Source organism: Yersinia sp. FDAARGOS_228, from assembly GCF_002073315.2.
GTDB classification, from domain to species: Bacteria; Pseudomonadota; Gammaproteobacteria; order Enterobacterales; family Enterobacteriaceae; genus Yersinia; species Yersinia intermedia.
Genome location: NZ_CP020409.2, coordinates 2,836,403 through 2,863,231, shown reverse-complemented (window position 1 = coordinate 2,863,231; position 26,829 = coordinate 2,836,403). Strand labels below are relative to the sequence as shown.

Sequence of the window (26,829 nt, the reverse complement as noted above, 5' to 3'; positions counted from 1 at the left end):
AGTCCGCTCATCTGGTTATCCCATAAAAAAACCCGCCAATTAACGGCGGGTTTGATATTTTTAATTAAGCCTGATGAATGGGTTACCCCTCATACGGGTCTTCAATCTCATCCGCATCTTGCTCGTTATCACGACGATAATCAGACTCATCATGATCATCAAAATCAGTATCTTCAAAGATAGCCATGGCTTGTGGATCATCTTGGTGCCGCTCACGAATCTCTGCGGCCACCAATGCAATCGCTTCACCACTGCTCATACCTTCCGACATGAATTTGTGAATACGTTCGACAGCTTCTTGCTGTTCCTCATGGGAAAGTGAAGGCATACCCGCTAGCATTGATTTATCTCCAACATATAATTGATTAAGTATACCTGTTTATTCGGGTCTGCGGTGAATTGACTGCCCCATACGACCCGCCAGCCAATTTATGTTAATCTTCCCGACGGCCCGTTGCGAACGCATCATCGCGCCACCCAAATATGTCTATCCGAAAGAAAAGAATAGTGACTCATGAGTGTGAAATCCCTGACCATCAAAGCCTTACCTTATCAGCCAGACGCCCTGCTCCGACAATTTGCCCCACTTGCCAATCAAAGCTGGGCAATGCTGCTGCATTCGGGATTCGCAGAACATACCCATAATCGTTTTGACATATTGGTCGCTGACCCACAGGTAACACTCACCACCCGAGGCGAGCAAACGGAGATAATCAGCGCGCAAGGCCGAGTCTGCTCCCCGGCAGATCCCTTCTCTTTATTACAGCAGCAGCTCGATAAATTCGCCTTACCAATGCCATCACACCCTGACCTGCCATTTCTGGGGGGCGCATTGGGGGTATTTGGTTATGATCTGGGCCGCCGGGTTGAGACATTGCCTGCACTGGCCGAGCAAGATATCGCATTACCAGATATGGCGGTCGGCTTGTATGACTGGGCGCTGATTGCGGACCATCATCTGCAAAAGCTAACGCTGGTGTGCCACGGGGATGCAGAGCAACGCCTATTGTGGTTACAGCAACAAAAAATGCCTGAAATTGCGCGGCCATTTACGCTGACCAGCCCTTGGCAGGCCAATATGTCGCGGGAGGAATATGGCGAAAAATTCCGCCAGATTCAAGAATACCTGCACAGTGGTGACTGTTATCAAATTAATCTGGCACAAAGATTCAGCGCTAAATATCAAGGTGATGAATGGCAAGCCTTTTTGTCGTTGAGCCGCAGCAATCGCGCACCGTTTTCGGCCTTTATCCGCTTGCCACAAAACGCCATATTGAGTGTCTCGCCGGAGCGTTTTTTATGGTTGGAAAACCATCAGATTCAGACCCGCCCCATCAAGGGCACACTACCACGTTTGGACCATCCTGAGCAGGACCGCTTGCAGGCTGAACGGTTGGCTAACTCACCGAAAGATCGGGCAGAGAACTTGATGATAGTGGATCTGCTACGCAACGATATTGGCCGTGTGGCGCAACCGGGTAGCATGCGGGTGCCTGAGTTGTTTGTCGTTGAGCCTTTCCCGGCGGTACATCATTTGGTGAGTACCATTACCGCGATCCTGCCTGCTGAATGCCCAGCGACTACGCTGCTCCGAGCCTGCTTCCCCGGTGGCTCAATAACCGGAGCACCGAAGATTCGTGCCATGGAGATCATTGAGCAACTGGAGCCACACCGACGGAATGCCTATTGCGGCAACATTGGCTATATTAGTTGCTGTGGCACGATGGACACCAATATCACCATTCGCACGCTGTTGACCGAGAACGGAAAAATCTATTGTTCTGCCGGTGGAGGAATTGTGGCTGATAGCCAGGAACAGGCAGAATATCAGGAAACATTTGATAAAATCGCCCGCATCTTACCGCAACTGGAAAATACTGGGTTTGTTGAGCATATATAGTTGGTTGAAAATATACAGTGGTTGAAAATACATAACTTATAAGCGAGTCATTCTGTGAGTGAATTATTTATCGGGCACACTTTGTCTGAATTTATCAGCCGGTTTCAACTGCAACTGCCCCAAGCAGGCAGCTTTACGGCCAATAGCCACCATGCCGCCGTTTTAATCCCGATAATTTGTCGGCCTGAGCCAACGTTGCTACTGACCCGGCGCTCTAGTCATCTGCGTAAACATGCCGGTCAGGTCGCCTTCCCCGGAGGCAAAGCAGACCGGGAAGACAGTTCACTGATTGATACAGCACTGCGTGAAGCGCAAGAAGAGGTCGCAATCCCTGCTTCGGCTGTACATGTCCTCGGGCAACTGGCGCCATTAGACAGTTCCAGTGGTTATCAGGTTACCCCTATTGTCGGATTGATCCCTGCAAATATTGCCTTTCATGCCAATGAAGAAGAGGTGGCTGGGCTGTTTGAAATGCCCTTACATGAGGCGCTTAGCCTTTCACGCTACTATTCACTGGATATCCATCGTGGCGGTGTCAATCACCGGGTCTATCTTTCTTGGTATGAGCGCCAGTTTGTCTGGGGATTAACGGCGGCGATTATCCGGCGGTTGGCGCAACAGGTGAGTATTTAACCTAAAGCCATAAATCCAACATGGATAATGAGTGACACGCTTCACAGCGTTGCGGCTAAAAAAGCTGAATTACAGCATAAAGCGATCCCTATCACCCCATCACATCGATTTTTACTCTATTTTCCCTGCACAACCATTTTAAAAAAACTGTAAACTGGCCTGTCAGCGTTATGAAATATCTGTAAAATAACATTCATCACTATAAACCACTAAAAATGTAAGGTTAAAACCTGATAGTGAGCGCCACTGATGTCATCCTAAGCTGCTAGCGACTTAGTGCATGAGTGGTAATACCGGACGATGCCGTATGTAGTTAATTTAATACGGTTTTTATAAAGCGGAGAGCGTTTTATAACCTTAAATTGACCGTGATATGTAACTGTTGCTGCATTAAATTGATGTGGCTAACACCAGTAGGCCCCAAATTAACAAGGGTCTGTGATGGCAAGACTTCATGTATAAGTATTTATCATGCGAAGTTATCTGCTGCTATCCACAGAACTCTTATACTTAATATAGATATTCTCAGTGACATTCATGTGCACTGAGAATAACAAAATGCGTTGTTAAGGAGTTATAGCGTGATTAGCGTTTTTGACATGTTTAAGATTGGTATCGGTCCATCCAGCTCTCATACTGTTGGGCCAATGAAAGCCGGCAAGGAGTTTGCTGATTTGCTGGTGACTCAGGGCCTGATGCCAACTGTCACGCGTGTTGCCGTTGATGTTTACGGCTCACTATCATTGACAGGGAAAGGTCATCACACCGATATCGCCATTATTATGGGGTTAGCAGGCAATATGCCTGACACCGTGGATATCGACAGCATCCCAGCCTTTATCCGTGATGTGGAATTACGCCAGAAATTGATGCTCGCCAATGGGTTGCATGAAGTCGATTTCCCACGGGAGGGCGGAATGGTGTTCCGCAGCGATAATCTGCCACTGCACGAAAATGGCATGCAAATCCACGCCTTCGCCGGTGATGAGAAAGTACTGAGCAAAACCTATTATTCAATCGGTGGTGGTTTCATCGTTGATGAAGAGCATTTCGGCAAAGCTGCGGTAAATGCTGTCAGCGTGCCCTATCCATTTAATTCTGCTGAAGAAATCCTGGCAAACTGCGAGCAAACCGGTATGTCTATCTCCGGTATGGTGATGCAGAATGAATTGGCGATGCACAGCAAAGAAGAGATTGAAGCCTATTTCACGGCTATCTGGCAGACCATGCGAGCCTGTATTGATCGCGGTCTGAACACCGAGGGCGTATTACCAGGTCCTCTGCGTGTGCCGCGCCGCGCCTCCGCATTGCGCCGTCTGCTAGTCTCTTCCGATAAGCTGTCCAGTGATCCAATGAACGTGATTGATTGGGTCAATATGTTTGCACTGGCGGTTAATGAAGAAAATGCGGCAGGCGGGCGTGTTGTTACCGCGCCAACCAACGGCGCTTGCGGTATCGTCCCCGCAGTGTTGGCCTATTACGACCACTTTATTGAGCCAGTTACCCCGGAAATCTTTATCCGCTATTTCCTGTCATCAGGTGCTGTGGGCATTTTGTACAAGATGAATGCCTCCATTTCGGGTGCTGAAGTAGGTTGTCAAGGTGAAGTGGGCGTTGCTTGCTCAATGGCAGCCGCAGGTCTGGCTGAATTACTGGGTGCCAGCCCAGTACAAGTCTGTATCGCTGCTGAAATTGGCATGGAACACAATCTGGGGCTGACCTGTGATCCGGTTGCCGGTCAGGTCCAAGTGCCTTGTATTGAACGTAATGCCATTGCATCAGTAAAAGCGATTAACTCTGCACGCATGGCGATGCGCCGCACCAGCGAGCCACGCGTCTCACTCGATAAAGTGATCGAAACCATGTTTGAGACCGGTAAAGATATGAATGCTAAATACCGCGAAACATCCCGTGGTGGTCTGGCTATCAAAGTGCAATGTAATTAATTTCGTTTATAAGTAATACCGTGATCAATAAGGGGAGCCGAAGCTCCCCTTTTCTTTGATGGTAAATGCTGTAATTACCGCACTGTGGGCAAAGATTTAAAACCTACGCCGTTACGATCTGAACGGCGTGTTGGCCCAGGCACTTCAGCAATCTGATAATTACCGGTTTTACTCTTCCAGTTCGTTATTCAGTTTGGTGATTCGCACTAATTCGATACGGTAATCTGAAACTTCCATAATCTCAAAACGCAGGTTATGCAGTTCAACCACATCTCCTGCGGTTGGCATATGGCCTGAGTGAGACAGCAGCATACCGGCGAGTGAAGCGTAATCAGCGGTCGGGCTTACCAGTTCCTGACAGTCCAGAGCCTGTTCCAGCGAGTGTAAATCCGCCCCCCCTTTCACCAACCAACCATCACCGTCAGTGATAATGTCAGGGGTTTCATCTTCATCCGGGAACTCACCAGCAATCGCTTCCAGCACGTCAAGAGGTGTTACCAGCCCCTGAACGACACCAAACTCGTCGTTCACCACCACTAAGCGACCTTTTGCTTTGCGTAATACTCCCAGCAGATTAATCACGTCCATAGTATCTGGCACCACAATCGGTGGTGTCGTCGCCGCAAACTCACAAATGGAATCACCCCGCTCGATGGCAACTAACAGATCTTTGGCTCGCACCACACCGATTATCTGATCCAACGAATCACGACAAACCGGGAACAAACTGTGTGGCGTATCTAATAGTTGCTCGCGGATCTCCTCTTGTGAGCGATTACAATCGACCCAGGATATCTCAGTACGAGGTGTCATCACGCTACGCATTGAGCGGGATGCCAATGTCAGCACACCACTTATCATATAGCGCTCTTCTTCAGCAAATGCTTCGGTTGGAGCCACCTGCTGCGGGTTACCATTTTGTGGCTCCTGCTGTTGACGCCCCCCCATCAAACGGATGATCGCTTCAGCCGTGCGCTGACGCCTTGGCAAACGTGACTCATGCTTAATGAAGTTACGGCGCGCAATCTGGTTAAACAGCTCAATCAGAATAGAGAAGCCAATGGCTGCGTACAGATAGCCTTTCGGAATGTGGAAACCAAAGCCTTCAGCAATCAGACTCAGGCCAATCATCAACAAGAAGCTCAGGCACAGCACCACCACCGTAGGGTGGGCGTTCACAAACCGGGTCAGTGTTTTCGATGCCAACAACATCACGCCCATGGCAATGACAACCGCAGTCATCATAATCGCCAAGTCGTTAACCATCCCCACGGCAGTAATAACGGCATCCAGTGAGAAGACGGCATCCAGCACCACAATCTGCGCCACTACCGCCCAGAAACTGGCATAGCCTCGATTGGCACTGTCATCGTGCTGGTTACCCTCCAGCCGTTCATGCAGCTCGGTGGTGGCTTTAAATAGCAAAAATAGCCCCCCCACCAGCAAAATCAAATCTCGCCCTGAGAAACTAAAACTGCCGACACTAAACAGTGGTGTCGTCAGCGTAACCATCCAAGAAATGACCGACAGCAGCCCCAGGCGCATGATCAGCGCAAGTGACAAGCCGATGATACGAGCTTTGTCTCTTTGTTTAGGCGGCAGCTTATCGGCCAGAATGGCAATGAATACCAGGTTATCAATACCCAGAACAATTTCTAGCACCACCAGTGTAAATAACCCTGCCCAGATTGAGGGGTCCATTAGAAATTCCATGTCAGACTCCGAAAATAAGAACACGATTTAGATGATGAACGCACCGCAACAGGTACAGCAAAGCGCCGTAACACGGTTGTCAGTATAGATACGTAGAAAGATTGGGTGAGATTATACGCAGCAAGCGTGCGTGATTGAGTAACCAGATTTAAACCCACTGGTTGGGTATTAACGCTAAAGAAACAGTAACTTCGGTGACAGTCCATAGGGAGAGCTGAGGCCCTTAACTCCTGACAATTAATAGAGCCGTTAACTTTATCAGGATTTTTTTTATCAGCATAGTGAGATTTATTATCTGGCCCACGATAAACCGTCATCTAATGGCGTTAATACTCATCATCAGCCCAATTCTATTTTTCTATACCTGAAATTTATCCTAAGCTAAAAAATGGCTATGCATCATTTTTTATACCGATTACGCAAGTAGTTAACACAAAAACGCTGATATGGAGCGAGTAGCCTAATCGAATACATCAACATCGCTTATATAGTTGTCGATTAATCGTTCAAGTAGGCTAAATCATTCATAACATGTCCGAATAAATGAACAGCGTCACATAATTTATTTTTTCACTGACTAAAATAAATCACATCCAACAACATTACGTGGTCTACCTGAATCGATTCATTTGTGTTGCGAATAAATCATCAGCAGTACGCTGATATTGTGACTATCATAATAGATTCAATGTATACCGAAGTGCTGTGGGTGATTACTGGGTTGTCTGTTACGTGTTAGGACTCAATTCTGAGTTAACAAAGGGGGTAGCGAGTGAGTATAGCTATTATCATTGGCACACATGGGGCTGCGGCAGAACAACTGCTGAAAACAGCCGAAATGATTTTAGGCGCACAAGACAACGTCGCTTATATCGATTTCGTTCCAGGTGAGAATGCCGAAACGTTGATTGAGAAATACAACGCTAAGTTGACCGGGCTTGATACCAGCAGTGGTGTCCTATTCCTGGTTGATACCTGGGGTGGTAGCCCGTTTAACGCTGCCAGCCGTATTGTTACCGATAAAGAAAATTATGAGGTTGTAGCGGGGGTTAATATCCCGATGATGGTTGAGACCTTTATGGCCCGTGATGATAAACCGTCATTTGCTGAATTGGTCAAAATCGCGGTACAAACTGGCCGTGAGGGGGTTAAAGCATTAAAAACTGTCGAACCTGATGTGGCTACCGCTCCGCAACCACCTGCCGCTGTACGTAAGGTCACGGCCCCAGCCGTCGCTTTAGGCCCAGATGATCACATGAAGATTGGGTTGGCGCGTATTGATGACCGCTTAATACATGGTCAGGTCGCCACCCGTTGGACCAAAGAAACTAACGTAAACCGCATTATTGTTGTCAGCGACGAAGTTGCTGCTGACAAAATGCGCAGTACGTTGTTGAAGCAAGTTGCTCCTCCCGGTGTAACGGCGCACGTCGTTGATGTTGAAAAAGCAATCCGCGTATATAACAACCCGCAATATGCCAAAGATCGGGTCATGTTGTTATTTACCAACCCAACTGACGTAGTCCGTATGGTTGAAGGTGGTGTAGACATCAAGTCAGTCAATATCGGTGGTATGGCATTCCGTCAGGGTAAAACCCAGGTGAATAATGCGGTCTCCGTTGATGAAAAAGATATTGAAGCTTTTAATAAATTAAATGCCCGTGGTATTGAGCTGGAAGTTCGGAAAGTGTCTTCGGATAGCCGGCTCAAGATGATGGATTTAATCAGCAAACTTAATAAATAGCTTTATTAAAAACTACGTAGAAAGGTAATGCCCTGTTCTGTTTGGAACACGGTTATTTTTACTCAGCTTTTTTGGTCATAGGAGAAGTACAATGGAGATCACAACTCTTCAGATTGTGCTGATATTTATAGTTGCATGTATCGCCGGGATGGGCTCCATTCTGGATGAGTTTCAATTTCACCGTCCCCTGGTCGCCTGTACTCTGGTAGGTCTGGTTTTGGGTGATATGAAAACCGGTATTATTATCGGTGGTACCTTGGAGATGATCGCTCTCGGTTGGATGAACATCGGGGCTGCAGTGGCTCCTGATGCTGCTCTGGCATCGATTATCTCTACCATTCTGGTTATTGCAGGCGGCCAAGACATCGGTGCAGGTATCGCACTTGCTATTCCGCTGGCAGCAGCCGGTCAGGTATTAACCATTATCGTCCGTACTATTACTGTGGCCTTCCAGCACGCCGCCGACGGAGCCGCCGAACGTGGCAGCCTACGAGCGATAACCTGGATCCACATTTCTGCCCTGTTCTTGCAGGCGATGCGTATCGCTATCCCTGCTCTGATCGTTGCCTTGTCTGTTGGAACATCTGAAGTTCAGATGCTGCTCAGTTCGATTCCTGATGTGGTTACCAGTGGCCTGAATATCGCCGGTGGTATGATCGTTGTAGTAGGTTACGCCATGGTTATCAACATGATGCGTGCCGGCTACTTGATGCCATTCTTCTACTTAGGTTTCGTGACCGCCGCATTTACCAACTTCAACCTGGTGGCTTTAGGTGTTATCGGTGTGGTTATGGCCCTTCTTTATATCCAGCTCAGTCCTAAATACAACAAGTCACAGGTTGTACAGTCTGGCCCGTCCAATAATGACCTTGATAACGAATTAGACTAGGAAAAGGTGAGAGAAATGGTTGATAAAACAACGACTGGTGAAAAGAAACTCACGCCTGCCGATATTCGCGGGGTGTTTATCCGCTCTAACCTCTTCCAAGGGTCGTGGAACTTCGAACGTATGCAGGCGCTGGGTTTCTGCTTCTCTATGGTACCGGCGATCCGTCGTCTCTACCCTGAGAACTCAGAAGAGCGTAAGCAGGCAATCAAACGCCATTTGGAATTCTTCAACACTCAACCCTTCGTTGCCGCGCCAATTCTGGGCGTAACGCTGGCGATGGAAGAGCAAAAAGCGAATGGTGCCGAGATTGACGATGCGGCTATTAACGGCATCAAAGTCGGTCTGATGGGGCCGCTGGCGGGTGTCGGTGACCCAATATTCTGGGGTACGGTACGCCCGGTGTTGGCCGCTCTCGGTGCAGGTATCGCAATGAGCGGCAGTTTACTTGGCCCATTGCTGTTCTTTGTACTGTTTAACCTGGTACGCTTGCTGACCCGTTATTACGGTGTGGCATATGGCTATAAAAAAGGCGTCAATATCGTCAGCGATATGGACGGTGGTCTGCTGCAAAAATTGACGGAAGGGGCGTCTATCCTCGGCCTGTTTGTTATGGGGGCCTTGGTTAACAAGTGGACCCATGTCAACATACCGGTCGTGGTGTCTAAGATAACCAATCAGAACGGCCAGACCACAGTGACTACTGTGCAAACCATTCTTGACCAGTTGATGCCAGGTTTGGTGCCATTACTGTTAACATTCGGCTGTATGTGGCTATTACGCCGTAAAGTTAACGCTCTGTGGATTATTATGGGCTTCTTTGCCATCGGTATCTTCGGTTACTGGATTGGCTTCCTGGCACCATAATGATGCTGTTAGATTGAGAAAAACCGGGGGCCTGCTCCCGGTTTTTTATTGAAGATAACGTCTTATACCCAATAGATTTCAAAGTGCAGGAAGGCGGCAAGCACACTTGTGGTTTGAAAGATGACGGGGATATATTTGGGGAGTGGTTGCATGTCGGTTACTGATGTCGTTTTAATTGTTTTTATCGCTCTACTACTCGCTTATGCCATCTATGATGAGTTCATCATGAATATGATGAAAGGGAAGACCCGGCTGCAAGTTCACTTAAAACGTAAAAACAAGATTGACTGTGCCATCTTTGTCGGGCTGATAGCTATTCTCGTTTACAATAATGTCATGGCGAATGGTGCACCGTTAACCACCTATTTATTAGTAGGTTTAGCGCTCATCGCGGTGTATATCTCTTATATCCGTTGGCCCAAATTATTGTTTAAAAATACCGGTTTCTACTACGCTAATGCTTTTGTTGAATATAGCCGAATAAAAAGTATGAATTTATCTGAAGATGGCATCTTGGTAATTGATTTAGAGCAGCGCAGATTATTAATTCAGGTAAAACAATTAGATGACTTAGAGAAAATCTATCACTTTTTCGTTGAAAATCAATCATAAAGAAATATCCTGGGAAATAAGTCTATTGGTTATATATTCAACTGATTAATTTCCCAGCAAACCACCCTCCTCTTACTTGTTTATTCCCACATCATTACTGGTGCTTATATGTGCTATTTCTTCCTGAAACACAGATAATGAAAATCATTATCAATAGTGCTGACATACCCTATTATCTTTGGGGTTGGCGATATAATAATTTATATGTTAAGGTTGCACCATTAATGGGGAGTAGCCGGTTTCTGTGCAATATATCAGCCGATATATTGATAAGCAGAAACGCCCGTATCAACATACTCGTTTCATCTATTGAAACGTGGTGCGGGCAGCCAGGTAAGGTTGGCGAGACCATAGACACGTAACTCCGTCGTTAGGTTGGGGGTGGGTTACGTGTATATGGAGCCACCCGGCCGAGTTTATTTCTATGAATCTATCTGCAACTCTTGTCCTTGCTTTTGCTATGTCCATGGATGCTTTTGCTGCTTCTATCGGTAAAGGTGCCAGTCTACACAAACCCCGTTTTCGAGAAGCACTGCGTACCGGCCTCATTTTTGGTGTGATAGAAGCTATTACCCCACTTATTGGTTGGTGTATCGGCCTGTTTGCCAGTCAATATATTCTGGAATGGGACCACTGGATTGCTTTCAGTCTGCTGTTTATTCTTGGTTGCCGCATGATTTTTGAAGGTGCGAAGCAACAAGTAGAAGAAACTGAAAAAATGCGCAGTCACAGTTTTTGGGTTTTGGTCATGACGGCGATTGCCACCAGTCTTGATGCAATGGCGATCGGTGTCGGTTTAGCTTTCTTACAAGTAAATATTGTCCACACCGCCATGGCGATTGGCTTGGCAACCATGATTATGGCTACCTTAGGTATGCTGATTGGCCGTTATATTGGCCCATTATTGGGTAAACGCGCCGAAATCATCGGTGGGATAGTCTTAATAGCGATCGGCTTTAATATTCTGTATGAGCATATCTATCGGATCGCCTAACGGCGAAAGCCCGTCTATTCTCACAATAAAATAGAGTCATTGGGCAAAAATTAACCCCGCATTCAAAGAATAGCGGGGTTTTTTATTACCTCTGATACCCACTTATACGGCAAGTATCAGCGCTGCATTAAAAGTCCATAGAAACCGACAGTTTCAGTTCGCGCGGGTTGCCTTGGTACATATAAGTACCGGTATCTTCAACCGATTCCCAGTAACGTTCGTTGGTCACGTTCTGAAGGTTGGCGCGCCAGATCAGATTGGTCTCTTTCAACGGCATGGTGTAACGCATACCCAGATCCAAGCGCGTCCACGGTTTCAGTTTTAAGGTGTTTTCCTGGTTAGCGTACTGAGAACCCGAACGCGTGACAGTCCCCGTAGCCGTCAACCCTTCTACGGCTTTAATATCGTACTCGCCGCCAAACACTAATTGATAACGGGCAACCCCCACAGCATAGTTACCATTATTTTTACTGTTTTGCGCCTCAGTCAGTATTGGGTCCAGCCATACTGCACTCCCTAACAGCCGGGTACCAAACACTGGCTCACCGAATACGTTTAATTCGACACCACGGTTACGCTGCTCGCCGCTCAAGGTGTACATATTGGTGGTTGCATCAATAGAACCGGCAGGTCTGGTGATTTCAAACAGTGCTAACGTACCGCCATAGCGCTGGTTATCAAATTTCACACCCACTTCATTTTGTTTAGCATGAATAATACCGGTAACATTGCCCGCATTGGCAGTATACCAAGGAGCCACTTTACCCGGAGACAATGCTTCGATGTGGTTTGCATACAGTGATACGTTTTCCCATGGCTTAACCAACAAGCCATAAACTGGCGTCACTTTCATGGCATCTTGCACATTTTTACTGTCTGCCACACCATTATCAAAGTTGCGGATAACCACTTCTTGGCGGCGTAGACCTAGCATCAACTGCACTTTATCATCCAGCGCCGATAAGGTATCAGACACCGAAATGCTGCTGGCACGAACCTGACTGTTTAGTGTTGGGTCCTGATTAGCGCTGCTCATGGTTGTTGGTGGGAAAGGTACAACCCCTGGATTATAAATATTGGTGCTTACTTTATCTGACATATTCCAGGCAGATTTGGCGGTACGATAGTTAGAGGCGTAACCGATATTCACTTTATGCGTCACCGGGCCGGTATCGAAATGCCCCCTCACCCCACCCAACCCGGCTATGGAATCAGAGACATAAGGGACATACAGGCGACTGATGGTGGCATTGCCATTATTATCAGTCAGCGTCGGTGAACCATATTGTCCGGTCTCGTCATTGTGACTTGCACCGAGGGTACCGTACACCGTCCAGTTCTGGCTTAAGTCATACTCACTACGCAGCATACCAAAGGTGGTCGCCATATCGGTATACACCCACTGCTGACCATAATTTAAGGTAGCTGCCGGTGGCTCTGGGATAACCGTCGCACTACCAATGGCAACATCAGTACGCATACCGTGAACCGTTTGTTTTTGATATCCGATATCTAAAGAAGTACGGGCGCGCTCACCCCGGTAATCTAAACCGGTTGAAAGTGCCGTCGTGCGCTCTTTCTGATCATGGATAGCGGTCTCACCTTCGCGGTGTAGCGCATTAACCCGCACACCGAACTGGTCATTGTCACCAAAGCGGCGGCCGACATCCAGCCCGCCACCCACTTTAGAGGCAGAAGTGTAATCCAGACTGACACGGGTTAATGGGGTATCACCGGCACGTTTAGGTTCCAGATTAATCATCCCACCCACACCACTGCCGCTCGGCGAAATACCGTTCACAAATACGTTCGGGCCTTTAAACACTTCGACCCGCTCTACCATGCTTGTATCAACCACCTGACGAGGCAGTACGCCGAACAGACCACCGAACGAGATATCATCCCCATCAAGGTTAAAACCACGAATACGGAAGTTCTGCGAGGCATTACCATAGCCACGCACGTTCTGCACTGACGCGTCGTTTCTGACCACATCAGCCAAAGTGTGCGCCTGCTGATCTTCGACCAGTTTAGAAGTGTAACCGATCACATTAAAAGGTACGTTGCGCGCATCTTGCTGCCCCAGAAAACCAATACGTCCACCATTAGCGACCTGACCGTCCAGATAGGTCGGGATGAGATCATTACCACCAGCACGGAATGTCTCCTGCTCCCCGACCACGGTAATAGTATCAGTTGTTGTACTGACCTTTTTGCTGCTTTCAGCCACAGGGTCTGTGGTGGTTGCAGCCCACACAGATGCGGACAAAGTACCCAATGCCGCACCGATCATGACGCACAAAAGGCGTGGTGCAAGCCGCTTCTGGCGTGCACGGAGGGAGAAAGTTTGATTCATCGTGTTGATGCCCCTGAAGTTTACAAATTTATAAATAATGAGAATGCTTATTATAAGTGTTCAGGATTATCCTGATAACAGTTGCTGATGCAAGCATTTCTGCACTTTAGCGGGGCTATTTTTTGTGCCGTGAAAAAATTAGATCAGTTGTGTGATAAACATGATCACGTTCGGTAACGTAATTGTCCCAAGCGGGAAATTTAAATTAGTAGAGAATTATTGCGGCACTTTATTTTATATTACAAATAGACTAATTACTCCGTCCTTACTTAAGCCAAATTTTATTGATTATTCGCGTTAACTTAACCCTATTGTTAATAGGGAAAACTTTTATTCATTCTCTATATTGACTTAAGTTTACCGGCCTAATCCCTTGTGGTTACAGGCTTGATAGGCGTAAGCTTTTAAGTCATTGCTCCTCTGACCTTATATTTATTTCTGGTAAGAAAATTCTTATTACCTAATTTCCCTCGTTAGCGATAGACTGTTGCATCATTTTTATCTCAATAACAAATTAAGCTTTCTGGCTCTCGTTCTGCTCAACCAAAAGTGGCTGAATATAAATTCAAGGAAATATAGGAATGGCTTTGCACCCAGCATCATTTGACGATCATATTTTCCGGCTATTGATTGAAGCCGTTGATGACTACGCCATATACATCATCGATGCTCAAGGACATATCCTCACTTGGAACAGTGGTGCAGAACGCAATGCCGGTTACGCTGCTGAAGAGGTTATTGGTCAATCTTTCGAACTGTTTTATACCCCAGAGGATCTGGCGAACAAATTACCGACCAAGGGACTGCAACATGCCAATCAGTTTGGTCACTATGAAACACAAGGCTGGCGGGTTCGTAAGAATAGTAAACGTTTTTGGGGCAATATTACCCTTAGTGCACTGCATGACTCAGACCATGTTTTGCAGGGTTTTGTCCATGTCACCCGCGACTTAACGGATAAATGGCAGCGCGAAAATGCCCTGCGAAAGAGTGAGGAACAATTTCGCCATCTGATCAGTGAAGTCGAAGATTATGCTATTTATATGATTGATACTCATGGCCGAATTTTAACCTGGAATAAAGGCGGTGAGCGTAATGAAGGCTATACCAGCGATGAAATAATCGGCGAACATTTTGCCCTACTATTCACTCAGGAGGATATTTCTGCTGGCGTACCGGAGAAATCGCTCGCCCAAGCGACTACAGAAGGAAATTACCAGAGCGAAGGCTGGCATGTGCGTAAAAATGGTATCCGCTATTGGGCCAGTGTGGCAATTAACCCGATGCATGATGACAGTGGCAAGCTATTGGGATTCACTAAAATTGTCCGCGATCTCACCGAGCGCCGCCAACGAGAAGAAGCATTACGCATCAGTGAAGAACGTTTTCGCCTAATGGTTGATACCGTTGAGGATTACGCGATTTTAATGCTCGATCCCTGGGGCCGGGTTAATACCTGGAATCACGGTGCCGAGCGGAATATCGGTTATGCCAGTAATGAGATAATTGGCCAACATTTCGGTTGTTTCTTCTTACCAGAGGATATTGCCGCCGGATTACCGGAGAAATTGCTGAAAACCGCCGCATCAGCAAGCCGAATGGAGCGTGAAGGCTGGCTGGTTCGCAAAGACATGACCCGCTACTGGGCGATGACGGTCATCACTGTGGTCCATGACAATAACGGTAAACTTCTCGGTTATGCTGAAATAATCCGTGATATGAGTGAGCGCAAACAACGTGAAGATGCGCTGCGTGCTAGCGAAATAGCGCGTTATGAAGAGCGTGAGCAACTGCATCGGGTGTTGTCATCCATTCAGGAGGGAATTATCTCCCTCGACACTGAAGGCCGGGTAGTATTGATGAACCCCAAGGCCGAAGAGATGACGGGCCGTAGCCAGAATGAATCCTGCGGTTTGCCCATTGAAGACGTCTTTATTTTGTGGTCTCCGCTGCAAGATAAAAACCAGTTACTTGCTTTCAATCAGTGTTTGGCTGAAGGGCGTAATACCTTATTACCAGAAGGTAGCCAGTTGTTATCGAGCAAAGGAGAACGGCAAGAAATTCGCTGTTCTGCCTCGCCAATTCGCGATCGTGATAACGTACTCACCGGTGCTGTCATTGTATTTCAGGATGTAACTCGCGCCCGCCATGCACAACGTGAACTGCAATATCAGGCCAATCATGACATGTTGACCGGGCTGATTAACCGGCGCCGGTTGGAAGAGCGATTAACCCAGGCAATCAGCCAATTGGGGGATAACGATCAGCATATCCTCTGTTATGTCGATTTAGACTATTTCAAGGATGTTAATGATACCGCAGGCCATGAAGCTGGGGATATGGTGTTGAGAATGGTGGCGCAAACCATGCAGCAAGCGGTGCGTGAAAATGACATTGTTGCTCGTTTAGGGGGCGATGAATTTGCTATTGTGCTGTTTAATTGCCAAAGCAAGCCTGCCACAGACATTCTGGAATCTGTGGTTGCCGATATTGCCGCCATTCAATTTCATTGGCACGGTCAATCATATACCTTTACCGCAAGTCTGGGTGCCGTCCCCCTAACTCGCCAAACTGAGAATGCCGCACAATCAATGCGTCAGGCCGATATCGCCTGTTACGCAGCGAAACACGCGGGCCGTAACCGGCTATCACTCTCACTCTAATCCCCGCTGTACGGGTGGCGGTGACTGCCACCCACTCATCAAGTTGGTCAATCACCAGCAGGCATTAATCTACCCCCCTTAATGACACAATATTAACAAGGTTATTGTTTTGTATGTCGCGCAATTAGACTTTGGTCAAAATATCGCTATCAGCGCTGTGATATATAAAGATAATCATTTATAGCTTGGAACAAATAGATATGCCGTACTTTACGGTTAGTGTTGTTTTGCATAATGCAGTAGATGGTGATTACGAATCTCTTAGCAAGAAAATGATTGATGCCGGTTTTACCCGCCTTATTGGCCGGGAAAAAGTCTATAAATTACCTGAAGGAGAATTCAATTATGGTAGTGGCACACTGAACAAACAAGATGTCGCTGATTTAGCATTAAAAATTGCCGAAGAAGTAAGGTTTATACCCTCTATTCTGGTGACTGAATCCGGTGGGCGAACTTGGCGAAATTTAGATCTGAAATAAGTTACTTCAGTAAAACATAAAAAACTAAAAATTTAGCTTAAGTCAATTAGAGCCCCACACCAGGGAGTACTATTATTAAAATAACAATGTAAATTTACCTTAGGGTAATTTACTATTATTACCTCATTGATAATTATTAAATATTAAACTTGAACGGATCTTATTTATATAAGACCTACGGCCCGAACATGTCAGGCCAACGCTAACAACATATCCTACTGGTCACCGGTTACGGCTGCAATTTCAACAGCGGGATCTTCTCTGCGGCGGTGCAACGCAATGACAAAATCAGTTTCACAGATAAACACCTGCCGTGCAGCCAACGCTTGCCCAGTCTCGATTGATGCTCTCCAGGCAAAAGGCGTCATTTGCAGTAAATTAAAACTCTGCTTACCGGGAAGTTTCATTTCATAAGCCAGTTTTTCGCAACTCAGTAACTCAAACCCCTCCAGATGTTCTTGTGCATCACCATGGAGTTGTACCTCTGGGTAAATCAGCGCTTTTAACTGGTAGAGATGACGTGGGCCAGGAGCAACAGTAACGACAATACCACCGGGTTTCACAGTACGTGACAATTCTGCCGCTTTGCACGGTGCATAGATACGTAATACAGCATCAAGCGAGCCACTGGCAAAAGGCAAGCGGTGGCTGGAAGCCACACAGAAGTTCACCTGTTGGTAGCGCTTTGCCCCATACCTTACGGCAACTTTTGCAACATCTAAGCCGAAAACAGCCATCTGCCGCTGCCGATTTAGCCGGTCAGCCACGGCGGCCGTGTAATAACCCTCACCACAACCGATATCCAGCAGCATAGTGGCATCCAGTGGTAGAGCGGCATCCAGAAGCTCACAGACCCGCTGCTGCAACGGTTGATAATAGCCCGCATCAAGAAATGCTCGTCGAGCCTGCATCATCTCCGTGCTGTCTCCGGGCTGTTTCGATCCCTTGTGTTGCACTGGCATCAAGTTGACATAACCCTCTTTGGCGCAATCGAACTGATGATTATTGCTACAACGCCATTGCTGCACGCTAAGCTGCAAAGCCTGATGACAAAGAGGGCACTGATAAGACATGGTTTATTTCCAGATGACAGACAAGTAACCGCAAGAATCACGGGCAGACACGGCGTTAGTCTAAAGAAGCACTCCAGCCGTTGCAAGTCACTGTTTAGCGCCATAAATAACCGAATATCAGCTATGACCGACAATCCCTGTTGGGATAGCGTCAGGTTCAACATTCATGGTCCGCAAAATTTGCCCCATAATATCGCTAAATACTGGAGCAGAAACCGCACCACCATAATATTTGCCACCTTGTGGATTATTGATCACGACCACCAGCGCAAAACGAGGTTGGCTGGCAGGCGCGACACCGGCAGTATAAGCCACATACTTATCAATATATTGGCCATTTGGCCCAATCTTCTTGGCTGTGCCCGTTTTAACGGCAACACGGTATCCCCTGACAGCCGCTTTCACGCCACCGCCACCTGGCAGTGCCACACTCTCCATCATATGTTCGACTTGTCGCACCAGAACGTCGGGAAGTACCCGTGGCCCGAACACCGGAGGATCGACTTTGGTAATCGATAATGGCCGATAGATACCGAAGCTGCCAATGGTGGCATACACCCGAGCCAGTTGCAGCGGGGTCACCATCAGGCCGTAACCGAAGGAGAATGTCGCGCGGTCAAGATCACTCCAGCGTTGCCGATGCGGCATTAGCCCGCTACTTTCTCCGGTTAGACCTAACTGAGTCGGTTGGCCCAAACCAAACAACGTGTAAGTTTCCATCAATGCCGAGGCTGGCATTGCCAACGCCAGGCGAGAGACACCCACATCACTTGATTTCTGCAATACGCCGGTCAACGACAATGCGGGATAAAAACCCACATCTTTGATTTGATGCCCACTCAACACATAAGGATGGGTATCCAATACACTGTCCGGCCTAACCAGATGGTGTTGTAATGCGGTCATGACTACCATCGGTTTGACGGTGGAACCCGGCTCAAAAATATCGCTGATAGCCCGATTACGGAAATTCTCCTCAGGTGTACCTACACGGTTATTAGGGTTAAAAGTGGGATAGTTAGCCATCGCCAAGATTTCGCCGGTATTCACATCAATGACCACCGCAGAACCGGAATCAGCCTTATTGAACATAACAGCATTGGTCAGCGCATGGGATGTTTCGGCCTGCAAACGCTCATCAATACTGAGTTCAACATTTTGTCCCGGATGGCTATCCGTCGAGGAGATATCCTCAACCACCCGGCCAAAGCGATCTTTACGCACCACCCTACTGCCGGCAGTGCCACTTAATAGCGAATTAAAACTCTTTTCAACACCTTCAATACCCTGGTCATCTATATTAGTGAAACCAATCAGATTCGCCGCCACATCGCCGGATGGATAAAAACGCCGTGACTCCGCTTTAGTCGCAATACCCGGTAGTTTCAAACGTTGAATGTATTCAGCCACATTAGGTTCAACTTGGCGGGCAAGATAGATAAAACGGGCATTGGGGTTTTGATTGATACGGTTAATTAATTGGTCCATTGGCATATTGAGTTCCTGAGCCAATGCCTGCCAGCGCTCGGTAGTGCCTACCCCGCCCTTTTCCACGACTATTTTGGCATCGGCCCAAATGGCCTCAACCGGGACACTGACCGCCAACGGATGCCCGTTACGATCAGTAATCATACCGCGCGTGTTTGGTGTTGCCATTACACGCACTGAGCGCATATCTTCTTCTTTTACCAACGGATCCGGTTCAATAACTTGCAGCCAGGCAACCCGTGCTAGCAGACCCAAAAGTGACATTAAAATGCAACTGCACAACAAACCAAAACGCCAACGAATAAAGTTGTTACTGTCATTTTTTGGTTTAGGAATCATTAAGTTCAACCCTGAAGGATAACTTGCATCATGGCTGCCATTAAACCCTATCCCTTGCACTAACAGGTGCCAAAACAGTGATACAAGATGCGTTATTTTGCAACAATTCACTAACGGCGGCTTAAAAGAAAAGGTGACTGGTCAATAACTTAAAATTCGGCTTACACTAAGTGGCGTTCTTTTTCTTCATTAGGTAGATTCTATGACTGATTTTTCATCACAACTTAGCCGAATCACCACCATCAGCCATGGCTTTGGCAATAAATCGGCCCTGTTTCCTCCCAGCTTGCTGCCATTTCAGGTTTCACAAGCCAACAAAAAGCAAGTTCATGGCACGACAATTATTGATGTGAACGCGCCGGGGCAAGAATGCGGGGAAGCCGATGGCCTCTATACCACTCAAGCAGGTATTTTATTAACGGTTCTGACGGCTGATTGCTTACCGATCATTTTTAGCCAACAGCAAGGGAAAGCCATTGCAGTGGTCCATGCCGGGTGGCGGGGCTTATTAGATGGTATTATCTTAAAAATGGTTGAACGGATTGCTCGCGATGATGACCCGGCAAATTGGGTTGCAGCCATAGGGCCAGCCGCACGATCTTGCTGCTATGAAGTGGATGAGGAGTTGGCCGAACGCTTTATTAACCAATTACCACTGGCAAAAAATATCATTTCACCCCGTTTTCGCCACCTCAACTTAGCGGCCATTGCTGAACATCAATTACGTGGGGCAGGAATTCATCAAGTAGACCTCGTTGGCAGTTGTACTATCTGTACCACTATTCAACATGACGAAAAAAACGATAAAAACCGTTTTAAATATACCAGTTTCCGCCGAACCAGCCAGCAGCAAACGCTTAACCCAAGCCATCCAGGAATTAAAGGACGCAATCAGTATTCCGGCTTAGTTATTTTGCCTTAACGGATAGATTAGCGCCTTCACACACACTTAATACGAAAAAACCCGCACAAAGGCGGGTTTTTACAGCAAAAGAGCTGATTAGATTGCAGTAACGTTTACTGCAGACGGACCTTTCTGACCGTCTTGGATTTCGAACTCTACGTTCTGGCCTTCAGCCAGGGTTTTGAAGCCATTACCCTGGATTGCAGAGAAGTGTACGAACACATCTTTGCTGCCGTCAGCTGGAGTGATGAAACCGAAACCTTTAGACTCGTTGAACCACTTAACTTGACCTTTGATCTTTGCCATCTTGAGTATTTCCTTTGGATTGTTTAACTCGCCCGTAGGCGTTTACATAGACAAACTAGAGTCGTTACTGCTTGAGGCACTAAGATAAGGATCGGCAGAGAAGCGGTATTCAACGCTAACGTCTTTACTCAGAACTTCTTTACTGAAAATGCCACACATATACAGAACTGTACCTCGTTTTACCCATATGCGTTATCACATACTCTGTATTCGATGGCAAGCCATTTTTATTCAAGGGTGAACCTGTCGCACATATTTGAAACGGTTGTTCATAAAGAATGCGTAAATATGCTAAAATTTGTTGAAGGTCATCGTATTTTCTGCTCTATTTTTTATACTGCCCCATCGCGCTTTCTTACTGGTTTTTAACATTTCAGCTAACACTTTTTATAATACTGCTTACGCAGACACCCCCCCATTTTCTATCCTCAGCAGCGAGGTGATAAATACAATAGTATAAAATTTATTAGCATTAAATATATAATAATTGAATATATCGCGTTCCAGTTCCGGCTGCTCGTTCTTGTTATTGGCTGGCTCTCTCGCAGTCAAACCGGCAAGCTAACCCCTTACTTAACCTCAGGTTATACTCTGAACCTTACTTTCACTAAAAAAATCAAAAATATTCGATTTATTACCTTGTGTGAAGCAACAATGCACAACCTAACGCCAGCAGTAAAAAGGGGATCATGCTATAGAAAAATACCAACAAAAATATTGCGTCTATGCATGGGGGGGAATTATTTCTATCAAATAAGACATTGTGCCATATAGGTGCAATATCTTCTGACAATTAGCCTTGCTGCACTACCAAGGTGCGATAGCATTCTATTTGAACGCATAAGTATAGCGAAAACTACGCATTGTTAGCGAATTACCCGTGATGAAATGGGGCCTTACCCACCCATATTTAGTATTCTAAACACCCCTTAATATATTCTTTATTTTTCTGAGACAACATTTAACAACACTCGCAGCGCCAGTTGAAAACTCTATATTACCTTCTCGTTACAACACTGTTTAGGTTTGAGATTATAAGCTCAACACCATTATAAATAATCTATTAACCGCACTTATTGTGATAAGCACAAAGATTACCTGATGCACAGAAATCTTATTTCGCCTTATCAGCATCAGAGGTCCCTGGTATGAATTGTAATTATATTATCAACACCTGTATTCTCAGCAGCTTATGGTGGGGTCAGGTCACGGCTGTATTAGCAGACGAACATTCTCTGCCAGCACGGATATCGATAGAGCAGCGTGAACAGCAAGGAGATGATGGCAACGTATGGCAGCGCCTGACGAGCAACATCTTGCTCACCTGGGACTCTCCGAACCAGGAGCTGTATATCCCGCTGAATACCTGGCACAACCGCTGGACCTATGACGACGACAAGATAGAGTCATACAATGAGCGGCCATGGGGTATCGGCTATGGTAGGTATCGTTATGATGAGGATAACAACTGGCACTCAGTATATGCGATGGCCTTTATGGACTCACACAACCGAATTGAGCCGATTATAGGTTATGGCTATCAAAAAATGTGGATACCGGGGGAGATGGACGGCTGGCGTTTCGGTGTGGGTTTTACCGCCAGTATTACCGCGCGGCATGAGTATTATTACATTCCTATACCATTGCCTCTGCCACTTTTTTCTATTGAATATAATAAGTTTTCACTACAAACTACCTATATTCCCGGCACTTATAATAATGGAAATGTTCTGTTTACCTGGATGCGCTGGCAATTCTAATTGATTATATTATTAAATTATTTAAACCATGCAATAAAGGTGGTTATAGGTAATTATTAAGAATTAATCTCACTTGGGGTTAATTGCCCCAAAAAGAAGCAATAGCCCTTACCTATTAAATCAGGTAAAGAGCCCACTTAGTTTATTGCTGATTATTTAAACACAGCCACTTGCACCTTAGATCATAATAGCCGGGCTTGATTATTGGTACATTTAACTGCCCGGCTATTTTATGCTAACACCGCGGCTAATCAGGCTGCGTCTGAATCATTTACCTTCAGTGGATGACGAATATGTTTGCGGCGAGTAAGCATAAAACCGCACCACAATAGCGCAACCCAAACGGGCATCATCAGCACGGAGATCTGAATACCATCAGTGAGATACATGATGACCAGAATCAACGACAGAAACACCAGGCACAGATAATTACCGTAGGGGTACCATAACGCCTTAAACCGTGGTTCGACGCCTTCTTGCACCTTCGCAGCCCGGAATTTGAGGTGAGCTAAGCAGATCATCACCCAGTTAATGACCAGTGTTGAAACGACCAGTGCCATAAGCAGTTCAAACGCTTTACCAGGCATAACATAATTGATAACAACACCAGCGGAAGTCGCCAACGCGGAAAGAGCGATTGACAGAATAGGCACGCCGCGCTTATTAACCCGAGTCAACACCTTAGGTGCATTCCCCTGCGATGCCAGGCCAAATAACATGCGGCTATTACAATAGACACCGCTGTTGTAAACCGATAGTGCAGCGGTCAGAACCACAACATTCAATATTGTTGCCACCCAATTACTGTCTAGTGCGTGGAAAATCATCACAAAGGGGCTACCACCTTCAACCACTTTGCCCCACGGGTACAAGGAAAGCAGCACCGCCAATGAACCGATATAAAAAATAAGGATGCGATAGACAACCTGATTGGTCGCTTTCGGAATGCTATGATGCGGATCTTCAGCTTCGGCGGCCGTAATACCAACCATTTCCAAACCACCAAAAGAAAACATAATCACGGCCATCGCCATCACCAACCCACTAAGGCCATGAGGCATAAAACCCCCTTGCGCCCAGAGATTAGTAACCGATGCCTCTGGCCCACCGGAACCTGAGGCCAACAAATAAGCGCCGAATACAATCATGCCGATAATGGCAACAACCTTAATAATTGCAAACCAGAATTCAGTTTCCCCGTACATACGTACATTAATGAGATTGATAGCATTGATTAAAACGAAGAATACGGCAGCAGAAACCCATGTAGGAATTTCTGGCCACCAATATTGAATATAAATGCCCACGGCGGTCAGTTCGGCCATGCCGACGAGAATAAACATTGCCCAGTAGTTCCAGCCGGATAAAAAACCAGCGAAGTCACCCCAATATTTATACGCAAAGTGACTGAATGAGCCTGCAACTGGCTCTTCGACAACCATCTCACCAAGTTGTCGCATAATGAGAAAAGCGATAAAACCACCGATGGCATAACCGAGTATCACTGAAGGGCCAGCCATCTGAATCGTCTGTGCTATCCCTAGGAATAATCCGGTACCAATCGCGCCACCCAGAGCAATCAGTTGAATATGTCTATTTTTTAAACCGCGTTTTAGTGTTGAACCTTGCAACTGCTGTTCCATCCTGTCCTCTGCCGCACCGATTACACACTGGCGTGTTAAACAGCGCTTTCGTAAATGAATCTGCGGCGGTTTTTTAACACTTAAAGCTGATTGCAGCAAGAATAAAGGTGGTGAGCTGACTATCGAAGCAGGATCATCAGCCGATGTTTATACGAGAAGGATTTGGAGGACGATGGTGCTTTGCCTGTTTAAGGCCGTAACGCAGATATACCACATAACTTACTCAGGTTCCTGGCCCCAATCATCAATGTAGCAACATAAGATTGGCGACGGGTGACGACTTCAACCGCCACGCGATTATTTTTATAGCGGATAAGATAAGTTGAAGGCCAACCTTGACGTCGCTCACCGTAAGATTTTTGATGGTGGTCAATCGCCGCGTGAGCAATGACCAAGTGAGATAAATTTGAATCCCCTTTAATAATACGTTTCATCATCAACTCCAAGAAATCAGTTAGAGAATCGCTTACCGTTGGTTACGCCCTGGCTCCAGCAGCGTATGGGTACCCACGCTTGTCAAAAACCATCAACGTTTACTCAGATATCTTGGCTGAGTAGATAACAAATCATCGCCGCACGAAGTGGGCTTTGGCTGTAGGCTTGCCACTCACCTTGCGGATTGATAATCCGAGCATTCCACTGATCATTATCATTAATTTCAGGGGAATAGAGCCCAATTTTATTCGCATAGATAATAGGCCAGGCATCAGAAGGATTCTTGCAGTAGTCCTTACCTTTAACACCGCCATAGGGGTACCACTTATCGGGATCTTCCCCTGTCAGTAGGGCAATACTTCGGTTCACTTCAGTGTCACTTTCTTCATACCATTTGATCATCAGAATCACCGTTATCTTGAAAAGTTCTGGCTACATTACGGCGAAAATAAGACAAATTTATGACAATCAGCGCAGTATATTGAGCTAAATAAAGGGGCAAACTCACATCTGTGGAAAGATTATGCCGACTAAGCAGGAGAAGCTATCATTCTGGGTACGACGATACTCTGATACTGCCAGGTGACAGCATCAGAATCAGGAGGGGGTGTTTATCTCTCTGGAATAAAACCTTTAAAGTCGAGAGGGGAAACGATATCACTCTCCTCTTGCTCATGTCTGACACCCGTTGCGTTTTCTAGTAAAGCCTTGAGCAATTCAGTTTGCCGCTTTTGCTGTTCGGCGATTTCGTGTAACAAACGGATTTGTTCATTGGCTCGCACACTGGCACGGCTCAAAAAGAACCAGACTATCAAGAAGAAAATGACAGTAAACAGCGATAAAGCAATTGGGATGACACCCAGTGCTCCCATACTTGTATCTAACATTGACAACCCTATAACATGCGTGGCTAAGGCGCTATCTTATCACTCTGCCTACAACAAAGGGGATCTGAATAAACAATTCGCACTTAATAACGATAATCTATGGTAATAGTTATTAAGAGTTATTACTTGTAAGCACAATGGGTTATCCCTACCATGGAATAATCGAAGTAATAGCACAGATACCGGTGGAAAAAGTCCCCCCCTGATCGCAATAACTATCAAGGGCCAATAGATAAAACAAGCAACAAACGGCAATGATCCCTACCGCTGTAACAAGTTTTTTAATGTTCAAATCAGGCACCTTACTCAATGTTTTTTTTAAATTATACTGTATTAAACATCAACCATTTATAGCCAGAATGTAATTACTGATGTTCACTATGGTCTTGTAACAATATTTACATATGAATTTACTATTTAGCCTTATAATTCAATATGATTTAGGATTTTTACTATTAACTAACTTATCATTACAAGTTAAACTACTAAATAACTATCCTAAAAAAATAAGTAAAACTAATTACATGGAGTGACTACATGAGTTTATTCAGACTGGTACTGGTGGCTGCAATCATATACTTGGGCCTTCTCTTTTCTGGCTATGGTGTGCTTATTGGCAGTGAAAAAAATGCCGCAGGCATTGGTTTACAGTGTAAATATCTGACAGCCAGATCAGTTGTAACCGCTCAATTTATAAACGGTGAGAATGGGATCATTGGCGTCAGTAATTGCCCATTAGTGAAGAAAATAGGCAACAACGTTTTTGAATAAATAATTGACCTGCGGGTTTGCTACCCATAACCCGCAGTGCATTTCCCATGATCGCAAGGTAACGATCCGATAATACAGCCCTACGAGCAGGCAACCTTCACTAAGTACGGCTATTTTTGGCTAAATTTCATATCAATTAATGCAATGGCTTTCTCAATCGCTCGCTTAGTCACGGGATCCGTACCCGCCGGGTGTGTAGAGAAATCAATCGCTTTAAGTTGATGGGACATTTTATCCCGCACCTCTACTGGTGCAATGATATCAATCACATCCAGGATCTGCTTAATCACCAGTTGGCAGGCAACCAGATCCGACACCAGCTCTTGGTCATTAGTAAACATTTCAGACATGCATAATTCCTTCTCAGTAATATCGCGAAAGGATATCACGCTTGCTGAAATATTTCTTTAATCCGCACTGCTATCCAGGC

Annotated in this window: 26 protein-coding genes and 1 riboswitch; of the genes, 13 read left to right on the top strand and 13 right to left on the bottom strand. The window is 46.1% G+C overall.

Annotation, left to right across the window (positions count from 1 at the left end; translation table 11 throughout):
• Nucleotides 1-82: 82 nt before the first annotated feature.
• Nucleotides 83-340, bottom strand: a complete 258-nt coding sequence (locus A6J67_RS13075; protein ID WP_005183031.1) for a YoaH family protein — start codon at nt 338-340, stop codon at nt 83-85.
• A 174-nt stretch (nt 341-514) separates the two neighbouring features.
• Between A6J67_RS13075 and pabB the strand changes: the two genes are divergently transcribed.
• The 3 genes from pabB to A6J67_RS13060 all read left to right on the top strand — a co-directional run bounded on the left by pabB (nt 515) and on the right by A6J67_RS13060 (nt 4,479).
• Nucleotides 515-1,900 (top strand): aminodeoxychorismate synthase component 1, encoded by a 1,386-nt coding sequence (pabB, locus tag A6J67_RS13070; protein WP_050297375.1) that lies wholly within the window; start codon nt 515-517, stop codon nt 1,898-1,900.
• A 54-nt stretch (nt 1,901-1,954) separates the two neighbouring features.
• Nucleotides 1,955-2,533, top strand: coding sequence for a CoA pyrophosphatase (locus tag A6J67_RS13065; RefSeq protein WP_005183034.1), 579 nt, complete (start codon nt 1,955-1,957; stop codon nt 2,531-2,533).
• A gap of 581 nt (nt 2,534-3,114) precedes the next feature.
• On the top strand, nt 3,115-4,479 hold the full coding sequence (locus A6J67_RS13060; protein WP_032905824.1) for an L-serine ammonia-lyase: 1,365 nt from the start codon (nt 3,115-3,117) through the stop codon (nt 4,477-4,479).
• Nucleotides 4,480-4,647: 168 nt separating this feature from the next.
• On the opposite strand, the gene A6J67_RS13055 is transcribed toward A6J67_RS13060, so the two are convergent.
• Complete coding sequence (locus A6J67_RS13055) at nt 4,648-6,192, bottom strand: TerC family protein (RefSeq protein WP_032905826.1); 1,545 nt, start codon at nt 6,190-6,192, stop codon at nt 4,648-4,650.
• Nucleotides 6,193-6,964: 772 nt separating this feature from the next.
• On the opposite strand from A6J67_RS13055, the gene manX reads away from it, so the two are divergent.
• From manX to mntP, 5 genes are all read left to right on the top strand, one after another.
• Nucleotides 6,965-7,936, top strand: a complete 972-nt coding sequence (gene manX / locus A6J67_RS13050) for a PTS mannose transporter subunit IIAB (protein WP_005183040.1) — start codon at nt 6,965-6,967, stop codon at nt 7,934-7,936.
• Between the two features lie 91 nt (nt 7,937-8,027).
• Nucleotides 8,028-8,825: a PTS mannose/fructose/sorbose transporter subunit IIC gene (locus tag A6J67_RS13045; protein WP_004701713.1), complete on the top strand. Its 798-nt coding sequence runs from the start codon at nt 8,028-8,030 to the stop codon at nt 8,823-8,825.
• Nucleotides 8,826-8,840: 15 nt separating this feature from the next.
• Nucleotides 8,841-9,689, top strand: coding sequence for a PTS mannose transporter subunit IID (locus A6J67_RS13040; protein ID WP_005183042.1), 849 nt, complete (start codon nt 8,841-8,843; stop codon nt 9,687-9,689).
• 150 nt (nt 9,690-9,839) lie between these two features.
• The gene (locus A6J67_RS13035; RefSeq protein ID WP_032905827.1) at nt 9,840-10,301 is read left to right on the top strand and encodes a DUF986 family protein; all 462 of its coding nucleotides are present in this window, start codon (nt 9,840-9,842) and stop codon (nt 10,299-10,301) included.
• Between the two features lie 214 nt (nt 10,302-10,515).
• A riboswitch (yybP-ykoY riboswitch) is annotated at nt 10,516-10,715 on the top strand.
• 10 nt (nt 10,716-10,725) lie between these two features.
• Nucleotides 10,726-11,295, top strand: a complete 570-nt coding sequence (mntP, locus tag A6J67_RS13030; protein ID WP_042569946.1) for a manganese efflux pump MntP — start codon at nt 10,726-10,728, stop codon at nt 11,293-11,295.
• Between the two features lie 127 nt (nt 11,296-11,422).
• On the opposite strand, the gene A6J67_RS13025 is transcribed toward mntP, so the two are convergent.
• Nucleotides 11,423-13,651 (bottom strand): TonB-dependent receptor, encoded by a 2,229-nt coding sequence (locus A6J67_RS13025; RefSeq protein WP_050288928.1) that lies wholly within the window; start codon nt 13,649-13,651, stop codon nt 11,423-11,425.
• 581 nt (nt 13,652-14,232) lie between these two features.
• On the opposite strand from A6J67_RS13025, the gene A6J67_RS13015 reads away from it, so the two are divergent.
• Both A6J67_RS13015 and A6J67_RS13010 read left to right on the top strand, forming a co-directional pair.
• Entirely contained in the window at nt 14,233-16,314 is a 2,082-nt protein-coding gene (locus A6J67_RS13015) for a PAS domain S-box protein (RefSeq protein ID WP_050088678.1), read from the top strand.
• A gap of 200 nt (nt 16,315-16,514) precedes the next feature.
• A complete protein-coding gene (locus tag A6J67_RS13010) occupies nt 16,515-16,793 on the top strand; it encodes a hypothetical protein (protein WP_042569949.1) in 279 nt (92 codons plus the stop codon).
• A gap of 215 nt (nt 16,794-17,008) precedes the next feature.
• Here the strand turns inward: A6J67_RS13010 and rlmA are convergent, their stop codons facing one another.
• Together rlmA and ftsI are read right to left on the bottom strand one after the other, a co-directional pair.
• Nucleotides 17,009-17,866, bottom strand: coding sequence for a 23S rRNA (guanine(745)-N(1))-methyltransferase (rlmA, locus tag A6J67_RS13005; RefSeq protein ID WP_042569950.1), 858 nt, complete (start codon nt 17,864-17,866; stop codon nt 17,009-17,011).
• Between the two features lie 117 nt (nt 17,867-17,983).
• A complete protein-coding gene (gene ftsI / locus A6J67_RS13000) occupies nt 17,984-19,693 on the bottom strand; it encodes a peptidoglycan glycosyltransferase FtsI (RefSeq protein WP_042569951.1) in 1,710 nt (569 codons plus the stop codon).
• Between the two features lie 202 nt (nt 19,694-19,895).
• Here ftsI and pgeF point away from each other — a divergent pair, with 202 nt between their 5' ends.
• Nucleotides 19,896-20,615 (top strand): peptidoglycan editing factor PgeF, encoded by a 720-nt coding sequence (gene pgeF / locus A6J67_RS12995; RefSeq protein WP_042569952.1) that lies wholly within the window; start codon nt 19,896-19,898, stop codon nt 20,613-20,615.
• A 78-nt stretch (nt 20,616-20,693) separates the two neighbouring features.
• Here the strand turns inward: pgeF and cspE are convergent, their stop codons facing one another.
• The gene (gene cspE / locus A6J67_RS12990) at nt 20,694-20,903 is read right to left on the bottom strand and encodes a transcription antiterminator/RNA stability regulator CspE (RefSeq protein ID WP_002221949.1); all 210 of its coding nucleotides are present in this window, start codon (nt 20,901-20,903) and stop codon (nt 20,694-20,696) included.
• Between the two features lie 42 nt (nt 20,904-20,945).
• The gene (locus A6J67_RS12985) at nt 20,946-21,062 is read right to left on the bottom strand and encodes a DUF2627 domain-containing protein (RefSeq protein WP_002211058.1); all 117 of its coding nucleotides are present in this window, start codon (nt 21,060-21,062) and stop codon (nt 20,946-20,948) included.
• A 989-nt stretch (nt 21,063-22,051) separates the two neighbouring features.
• Here A6J67_RS12985 and pagP point away from each other — a divergent pair.
• The gene (gene pagP, locus A6J67_RS12980) at nt 22,052-22,663 is read left to right on the top strand and encodes a lipid IV(A) palmitoyltransferase PagP (RefSeq protein WP_042569953.1); all 612 of its coding nucleotides are present in this window, start codon (nt 22,052-22,054) and stop codon (nt 22,661-22,663) included.
• A gap of 251 nt (nt 22,664-22,914) precedes the next feature.
• Here pagP and A6J67_RS12975 read toward each other — a convergent pair whose 3' ends face one another.
• The 5 genes from A6J67_RS12975 to A6J67_RS12955 form a co-directional block, all read right to left on the bottom strand.
• A complete protein-coding gene (locus A6J67_RS12975; RefSeq protein WP_050297374.1) occupies nt 22,915-24,306 on the bottom strand; it encodes an amino acid permease in 1,392 nt (463 codons plus the stop codon).
• Between the two features lie 188 nt (nt 24,307-24,494).
• Nucleotides 24,495-24,743 carry a DUF4060 family protein gene (locus A6J67_RS12970; RefSeq protein WP_071843572.1) on the bottom strand — a complete coding sequence of 83 codons (249 nt, stop codon included), beginning with the start codon at nt 24,741-24,743 and terminating at the stop codon, nt 24,495-24,497.
• 100 nt (nt 24,744-24,843) lie between these two features.
• The gene (locus tag A6J67_RS12965; RefSeq protein ID WP_042569956.1) at nt 24,844-25,143 is read right to left on the bottom strand and encodes a phage protein NinX family protein; all 300 of its coding nucleotides are present in this window, start codon (nt 25,141-25,143) and stop codon (nt 24,844-24,846) included.
• A 209-nt stretch (nt 25,144-25,352) separates the two neighbouring features.
• Nucleotides 25,353-25,628, bottom strand: coding sequence for a YebO family protein (locus tag A6J67_RS12960; RefSeq protein WP_042569957.1), 276 nt, complete (start codon nt 25,626-25,628; stop codon nt 25,353-25,355).
• 148 nt (nt 25,629-25,776) lie between these two features.
• The gene (locus tag A6J67_RS12955; RefSeq protein WP_071843574.1) at nt 25,777-25,920 is read right to left on the bottom strand and encodes a PhoP/PhoQ regulator MgrB; all 144 of its coding nucleotides are present in this window, start codon (nt 25,918-25,920) and stop codon (nt 25,777-25,779) included.
• 245 nt (nt 25,921-26,165) lie between these two features.
• Here A6J67_RS12955 and A6J67_RS12950 point away from each other — a divergent pair, with 245 nt between their 5' ends.
• The gene (locus A6J67_RS12950) at nt 26,166-26,399 is read left to right on the top strand and encodes a YobH family protein (protein ID WP_042569958.1); all 234 of its coding nucleotides are present in this window, start codon (nt 26,166-26,168) and stop codon (nt 26,397-26,399) included.
• Nucleotides 26,400-26,509: 110 nt separating this feature from the next.
• On the opposite strand, the gene A6J67_RS12945 is transcribed toward A6J67_RS12950, so the two are convergent.
• Nucleotides 26,510-26,749, bottom strand: a complete 240-nt coding sequence (locus A6J67_RS12945) for a DUF2766 family protein (RefSeq protein WP_050085862.1) — start codon at nt 26,747-26,749, stop codon at nt 26,510-26,512.
• Between the last annotated feature and the right edge of the window lie 80 nt (nt 26,750-26,829).

Excerpts from the sequence above, each read along its gene's own strand:
- pagP (WP_042569953.1), top strand. The coding sequence starts at position 22,052 with ATGAATTGTAATTATATTATCAACACCTGTATTCTCAGCAGCTTATGG.
- A6J67_RS12965 (WP_042569956.1), bottom strand. The coding sequence starts at position 25,143 with ATGATCAAATGGTATGAAGAAAGTGACACTGAAGTGAACCGAAGTATT.
- A6J67_RS13055 (WP_032905826.1), bottom strand. The coding sequence starts at position 6,192 with ATGGAATTTCTAATGGACCCCTCAATCTGGGCAGGGTTATTTACACTG.
- pabB (WP_050297375.1), top strand. The coding sequence starts at position 515 with ATGAGTGTGAAATCCCTGACCATCAAAGCCTTACCTTATCAGCCAGAC.
- A6J67_RS13015 (WP_050088678.1), top strand. The coding sequence starts at position 14,233 with ATGGCTTTGCACCCAGCATCATTTGACGATCATATTTTCCGGCTATTG.
- A6J67_RS12945 (WP_050085862.1), bottom strand. The coding sequence starts at position 26,749 with ATGTCTGAAATGTTTACTAATGACCAAGAGCTGGTGTCGGATCTGGTT.
- A6J67_RS13045 (WP_004701713.1), top strand. The coding sequence starts at position 8,028 with ATGGAGATCACAACTCTTCAGATTGTGCTGATATTTATAGTTGCATGT.
- A6J67_RS13035 (WP_032905827.1), top strand. The coding sequence starts at position 9,840 with ATGTCGGTTACTGATGTCGTTTTAATTGTTTTTATCGCTCTACTACTC.
- A6J67_RS13025 (WP_050288928.1), bottom strand. The coding sequence starts at position 13,651 with ATGAATCAAACTTTCTCCCTCCGTGCACGCCAGAAGCGGCTTGCACCA.
- A6J67_RS12970 (WP_071843572.1), bottom strand. The coding sequence starts at position 24,743 with ATGATGAAACGTATTATTAAAGGGGATTCAAATTTATCTCACTTGGTC.
- A6J67_RS13010 (WP_042569949.1), top strand. The coding sequence starts at position 16,515 with ATGCCGTACTTTACGGTTAGTGTTGTTTTGCATAATGCAGTAGATGGT.
- cspE (WP_002221949.1), bottom strand. The coding sequence starts at position 20,903 with ATGGCAAAGATCAAAGGTCAAGTTAAGTGGTTCAACGAGTCTAAAGGT.
- A6J67_RS13075 (WP_005183031.1), bottom strand. The coding sequence starts at position 340 with ATGCTAGCGGGTATGCCTTCACTTTCCCATGAGGAACAGCAAGAAGCT.
- A6J67_RS12950 (WP_042569958.1), top strand. The coding sequence starts at position 26,166 with ATGAGTTTATTCAGACTGGTACTGGTGGCTGCAATCATATACTTGGGC.
- A6J67_RS12960 (WP_042569957.1), bottom strand. The coding sequence starts at position 25,628 with ATGTTAGATACAAGTATGGGAGCACTGGGTGTCATCCCAATTGCTTTA.
- rlmA (WP_042569950.1), bottom strand. The coding sequence starts at position 17,866 with ATGTCTTATCAGTGCCCTCTTTGTCATCAGGCTTTGCAGCTTAGCGTG.
- pgeF (WP_042569952.1), top strand. The coding sequence starts at position 19,896 with ATGACTGATTTTTCATCACAACTTAGCCGAATCACCACCATCAGCCAT.
- A6J67_RS12985 (WP_002211058.1), bottom strand. The coding sequence starts at position 21,062 with ATGTGTGGCATTTTCAGTAAAGAAGTTCTGAGTAAAGACGTTAGCGTT.
- ftsI (WP_042569951.1), bottom strand. The coding sequence starts at position 19,693 with ATGATTCCTAAACCAAAAAATGACAGTAACAACTTTATTCGTTGGCGT.
- mntP (WP_042569946.1), top strand. The coding sequence starts at position 10,726 with ATGAATCTATCTGCAACTCTTGTCCTTGCTTTTGCTATGTCCATGGAT.
- A6J67_RS12975 (WP_050297374.1), bottom strand. The coding sequence starts at position 24,306 with ATGGAACAGCAGTTGCAAGGTTCAACACTAAAACGCGGTTTAAAAAAT.
- A6J67_RS13040 (WP_005183042.1), top strand. The coding sequence starts at position 8,841 with ATGGTTGATAAAACAACGACTGGTGAAAAGAAACTCACGCCTGCCGAT.